This window comes from Microbacterium sp. (assembly GCF_049661145.1).
Classification (GTDB): Bacteria; Actinomycetota; Actinomycetes; order Actinomycetales; family Microbacteriaceae; genus Microbacterium.
Genome location: NZ_JBASZT010000307.1, coordinates 1 through 5,493, shown reverse-complemented (window position 1 = coordinate 5,493; position 5,493 = coordinate 1). Strand labels below are relative to the sequence as shown.

Below are 5,493 nucleotides of genomic sequence, written 5' to 3'. Positions count from 1 at the left end.
GCCGCGTCGGCGAACCCGACCCCAACCCCGAGGAGGTGACCGAACCCGACCTCCGAGCACTCACCGCATAACCATCAGAACCGAAGGATCACACCATCACCGATACACCACGCCCCAGGACTTGACCTGTTATCAGCTAACTGGTACGATCCGCCTGGTCTACTAGGGGGTTGCCGCATTGCGGGAACCCCCTATGTCTCTTTGTGGCATCGAATAAGGAGCACACGTGACAACGGGCACACACGTTGAGTCGCAAGGGATCGGGATCGCGCTTCCCGAATCGTCCCCGGCACTGGGCACCAGCACCGCTCCGGTTCGATTGGCCGGTGCGTCACGGTGGCGCGAACGGTATGGCGCTCGACTTTGGATCAGCGATCTCCTTGTTCTCGTCGTGGTGGTCTTCGGTACGGAGCTGGCATGGTTCGGGCTCGGCAATGCGCAGATCAGCATTCGCTCGGACGCACGGCTGTCTGACATCTCTTACACCATGTTCTCGGTCGTGCTGCTACTCGCGTGGATGGCGATGCTTAGCCTGATCGACTCGCGCGACTACCGGGTGATCGGCACCGGCATGACGGAGTACACGCGCGTCGCGGACGCAAGCCTGAGGCTGTTCGGCTTCATCGCGATCGTCGCCTTCCTCACCCGCGTCGACCTCGCGCGCGGGTACCTTCTGCTGAGCCTGCCGGCGGGCATTCTTCTGCTGGCTCTGGAGCGCTGGTGCTGGCGGCAATGGCTCATTCGTCGCCGTAAGGACGGGGAGTACTCCGCACGGGTCCTGCTGGTCGGTTCTGAAGTCTCCGTAGCTCAAATCGCGGCAGAACTCACGAAGTCGCCGTCGGCCGGCTACTTCGTCGTCGGCGCCTGTGTACCTTCGGGCCGAGTCGCCGACACGATCGAAGGCACCGACATTCCGATAATGGGAAGCGTGGAGGCAGTCGACCGTGCGATCGCCGCGACGAATGCGGATACCGTCGCGATCACGAGCACCGATGACCTGCCCCCGACGAAGGTCAAGCAGATCTCGTGGGGACTAGAGGCCGGCAAGCAGCATCTCGTCCTTGCGCCGAGCATCATCGACATCGCGGGACCCCGTATCCACACGCGACCGGTCGCTGGTCTGCCGCTCATTCATGTTGAAACACCGAAGTTTACCGCCGGCCAGCGATTCGCTAAGCGTGCGTTCGATCTGGTCGTGACAGGGCTGCTCGTCATCGCACTGAGTCCGCTGTTCCTGTTGGTCGCCGTTCTCGTGAAGACCAGTCCGGGCCCGGTGTTCTTCGCCCACGAACGCATCGGCCTCGGCGGCGAGCCGTTCCGGATGCTGAAATTCCGGTCGATGAGGCAGGGCGCCGAGAAGGAGCTCAAGGCCCTGCTCGAAGCGCAGGGCACCAGCGAGAAGCCCCTGTTCAAGGTAAAGGATGACCCACGGATCACACCTATCGGAAAATTCATACGCAAGTACTCCCTCGATGAGTTGCCGCAACTCTTCAACGTGCTCGGCGGCTCGATGAGTCTTGTCGGTCCCCGACCGCAGATCGCCGCCGAGGTGGCGATGTACTCCGATGCCGCGCGGCGCCGGCTGCTCGCCCGCCCCGGCATCACCGGCCTGTGGCAGGTGAGCGGCCGCTCCTCGCTCGAGTGGGAGGATGCGGTCAAGCTCGACCTCTACTATGTCGAGAACTGGTCTCTCGCGGGCGACGTCGCCATCCTCGCGAAGACAGCGGGCGCCGTAATCGCGCCCGGCGAGAGCGCGAATTGATGCAGATTCTTCTCATCACTCCCTCTTTTTTCGGCTACGAGCGTTCGATCGCCGACGCCTTCCGCGCCGCTGGGCACGTCGTCGACGTGTTCGACGAACGTCCGTCGAACAAAGCCTGGGCTCGCGCTGCCGTCCGCGTCGCGCCCGCCGTTCTCTCTTACCGCATAGCCCGGCACTATCGATCGCTTGTCGCCCGCATCGAGAGTGCCGACTATGACGCACTGCTCGTCGTGAAAGGCGAGGTAGTTCCTTCGTGGTTCCTCGAGTGGTTCATCGAGTACAACCCGCGAGCCGTGCGCGCCTACTACACCTTCGACTCTCTCTCCAACAGCCCTCAAGGCCTTCGGCTGTTGAGCCGCTTTGACCACAAGTTTTCCTTCGATCCTCGCGACGTGGAGAGCCACCCGGGCTTTCGCTACAAGCCGCTCTTCTATTCGACGGAGTACGCTCCGAGCGGCGCCGCCCGCGACCTGGACATCTCTTTCGTGGGAACCCTTCATGGCGACCGCTACGCGTTCACTCAGGCCGTGGCATCCGGGATCCCGGGCGAACGGAAGCTCCTCTATTACTTCATACCCGCCGCCTGGTTCTTCTGGCTGCGCAAGCTGACGTCGGGCGACGTGAGACCCGTTCGACGCAATGATGTGCAGACGTCGCCCCTGTCGCGCGACGACACGGTGCGCCTCATGCAGCGCTCGAAGGCCGTCATCGATGTGCAGCGCCAGGGTCAGGCCGGACTGACCATGCGCACGTTCGAGGCACTCGCCACCGGGGCCGCGCTCATCACCGCGAACGAGGCGGTTCGCGGTGAGGCGTTCTTCGATCCCGCCCGCGTTCTCGTCACGCCTCGCGACCCTGACCTCATCGATCCGGCCGAGATCGAGCGGTTCACCACGATGCAGCCCGCGGTGGGCGTCGCGCCGGCGGGCTTCGACGACTACTCGCTGGCCTCGTGGGTGGACGAGTTCATCGATGTGTTCCAGCAGGGCGTCTCGTGAAGCTACTGGTAGACGTGATGGGCACGCCCGCGAACTCGGGCGGGATGAACCTGTACGCACGTGAACTGCTGAGCGCGTGGGCGGAGGAGTTTCCGCGGGACGACCTCGTCGTCGTCGGCGGGGCCTGGGCCGTCGAACAGTTCGGCGGGTATGAGAACGTCACTGTGATCGTTCGTCGCGGCTCATCGATCGTCCCGCGCGCGTGGGCGCAGCTCGTGACCTCGGGCATCACCGCACGCACGCGTCACTGCGACGCACTGCTGTCGCTGAGCCCGATCGCCTCACCACTCGTCCCCAGGCGCCGCCGAGCAGCAGTGATCCATGACTGGCGCCATCTTCGGCGCCCCGACGAGTTCGGGCTCGCGCAACGTCTGTACCGCACGCTCTGGCGTTGGTCGGCGCACTCGGTCGGCACGGCGGTCGCCATCTCGCAGAAGACGGCGACAGAGACAGAGCAATACGCCCACCCGCGTCGGGTCGTCGTGGTGGAGAACGGGGGTGACCACCCGCGACGCTGGGCGCACGCCGACCGACAGGTGTCCCCTCCACTGGTGGTCACGTACGGGCACTTCGTGAACAAGCGCCCCGAGCCCGTCATCGACGCGATCGCGCAGTTGCGCAGGACCGGCGTTGAGGTCGCGCTGTGCGTACTGGGGGCGAAGGGGGACTACCGCGAGCGCCTTCGCGACGCAGCCCGAGAAGTCGGCTCCGAAGACGCTATTCTGCTGCCTGGATTCGTCGCCGATGACGAGTATCAGAGGATTGTCCAGCGGGCCTCAGTACTCGTTCTCAACTCATCGGATGAGGGATTCGGACTGCCCGTTAGCGAGGCCCGCTACCTGGGGATCCCGGCCGTTGTCGCCAACGACAGCGGACTGCAGGACATCCATGGTTCAAGCGTGATCGCGGTCGCGCCGACAGCGGACGCACTCAGCGGAGCGATCCGCGGCGCCCTGGATTCGCGAGGCGACGCCGTGCGCCCGCCCCAGTCGTGGGCAACCTGCGCTGCCGCGATCCGCAAGACGCTCACGCCCGAGGAATGATCCATTGCTGGTCGTGACAAAGGCTCGCGCTGTCGCGGTTTCTGGGAAGATCGGCGGTGTTGAGCATATGCTACTGGACGAGATGCAGACCACGGCGCGAACGAAATCCTGGGTTGCTGTGGCCTATGGCGTTCTTGATGTTACCCGCTTAGGGGCGTTCCCCGACGATGTGGAGTTGCTCGTCGTCCCTGCCCGCCCGCATGTGCCGCTCGCGCTGAAGCGAAAGGGAGCTGCGCTCTGGCGACGCATGGTCGCGCACCCCGTCCCAGACGCGCAGCTGGACGATGACGAACGCGAAATCGTTCACGACATGCTCTCAATAGGTCTCGCAACCGCCGACCCGGAACACCCGGCGCGGATATGCGAGATTCCCACACCGTGGCTGTATTCGCCTTTGCACGAACTCGTCTACGCTCTGGTGCAGAGCGTTGCTCGTGAGAACGCTATCCGGCTGGTGTTCATCAAGGGACCTATTCTGCATCGACAAGGCCTGCGCCTCCGCGAACACTCAGGCGATGTCGACCTCTGGGTGCAGCCCGGCCTCGAGAACGACCTCGCCAAGGCACTCGCGCCGTGGGGATGGACACTGATCCCGTTCGACTTCCACCCCGCGATGTATCACTCGCTCACGCTCGAACCGACCGAGTGGGGCTGTGAGATCGACATCCACTACCGTTTCCCCGGCATCGGTGTGAGTCCGGCAACAGCGTTCTCGGTTCTCGCCGACACGGCGCAGGAGTATGAGTTCGCTGGCGTGAGGACGCTGGCACCGGCGAGGCCGGCGGGAGCAGTGCTCTCGGCACTGCACACGCTACGTCCGGAGCCAGGGGTCTTCCGGCCCGGCACGCAACCTCCCGAGGCCGTAGCCGTGCTCCGTGCCGGCGGGGCCCAGACCTTCGGCGTGGCGGAACGGCTGGGCGCGGTGCCGGTGCTCTGGGACGCGCTAGCTGCAGCCTTTCCCGGTGCATCTCTGCCTGGCGACATGGGGAAGCTACCGGCGGAGTGGAAGAGGCGACTTGCCCCGAGTGCGGCGGCCTACCACCTAACTTTCGTGCGTAGCCTTCCGTGGTCGCAACGGCCCGGTGCGACCATCCGCGTGCTGTGGCCCAGTGTGCGGAAGGCGAGGCTGTCCAGCGCACGCCGGGGGGGTGCGCCCACCGCGTCGCCTGTGGCCGCACGATTTCGCCGCCTGCAGTTCGGTGCAGGCGAGGCAATCAAGGCCACCCGGCAGACTCTCCGCAGGTTGTGTGGTAGGCGGACGTAAAGTGGCTAGTGGGTGTCCCCGTTAGTTCGTCGGGGGTCATGCTGCGGTTTGTTCGTGTTGGTTGACGCGGTGGAGGAGGTCGTGGAGGGCGGCACGTCCGAAGCGCCAGTCAAAGGGGATCGCTGTGGTGTTGTAGCGGTGCTGGAATGCGAGGAGCCGCTGTTCGAGGGTGTCGAGGTCTGGGAAGTCTTGTGGCCCCACGACCTTGCGTTGCACGATCGAGAAGTAGATCTCGACCTGGTTCAGCCATGACGCGCGCACGGGCAGGTGCACTAGATGAGTGAGTCCGTTTGGCCTGTGGTCAAGTCCTGGGGCGTGGTGTATCGGTGATGGTGTGATCCTTCGGTTCTGATGGTTATGCGGTGAGTGCTCGGAGGTCGGGTTCGGTCACCTCCTCGGGGTTGGGGTCGGGTTCGCCGACGCGGC

General features: G+C 64.6%; 5 protein-coding genes. 4 read left to right on the top strand and 1 reads right to left on the bottom strand.

The window, feature by feature from the left end; translation table 11 throughout:
• The first annotated feature begins 226 nt into the window (after window positions 1-226).
• From WBP48_RS13030 to WBP48_RS13015, 4 genes are read left to right on the top strand one after another with little or no spacing between them, the layout of a single operon-like run.
• Complete coding sequence (locus WBP48_RS13030) at window positions 227-1,762, top strand: sugar transferase (RefSeq protein WP_424441092.1); 1,536 nt, start codon at window positions 227-229, stop codon at window positions 1,760-1,762.
• Entirely contained in the window at window positions 1,762-2,760 is a 999-nt protein-coding gene (locus WBP48_RS13025) for a glycosyltransferase family protein (protein WP_424441090.1), read from the top strand. Before WBP48_RS13030 ends, WBP48_RS13025 begins: the two co-directional genes overlap by 1 nt.
• Window positions 2,757-3,803: a glycosyltransferase gene (locus WBP48_RS13020; protein WP_424441088.1), complete on the top strand. Its 1,047-nt coding sequence runs from the start codon at window positions 2,757-2,759 to the stop codon at window positions 3,801-3,803. The genes WBP48_RS13025 and WBP48_RS13020 overlap by 4 nt, the downstream gene beginning before the upstream one ends.
• A gap of 4 nt (window positions 3,804-3,807) precedes the next feature.
• On the top strand, window positions 3,808-5,067 hold the full coding sequence (locus WBP48_RS13015) for a hypothetical protein (protein WP_424441086.1): 1,260 nt from the start codon (window positions 3,808-3,810) through the stop codon (window positions 5,065-5,067).
• A 36-nt stretch (window positions 5,068-5,103) separates the two neighbouring features.
• Here WBP48_RS13015 and WBP48_RS13010 read toward each other — a convergent pair whose 3' ends face one another.
• Window positions 5,104-5,328, bottom strand: coding sequence for a hypothetical protein (locus tag WBP48_RS13010; RefSeq protein ID WP_424441084.1), 225 nt, complete (start codon window positions 5,326-5,328; stop codon window positions 5,104-5,106).
• Between the last annotated feature and the right edge of the window lie 165 nt (window positions 5,329-5,493).

Bases quoted from the DNA above. Each gene is read 5' to 3' on its own strand.
- WBP48_RS13025 (WP_424441090.1), top strand. From the start codon at position 1,762: ATGCAGATTCTTCTCATCACTCCCTCTTTTTTCGGCTACGAGCGTTCG.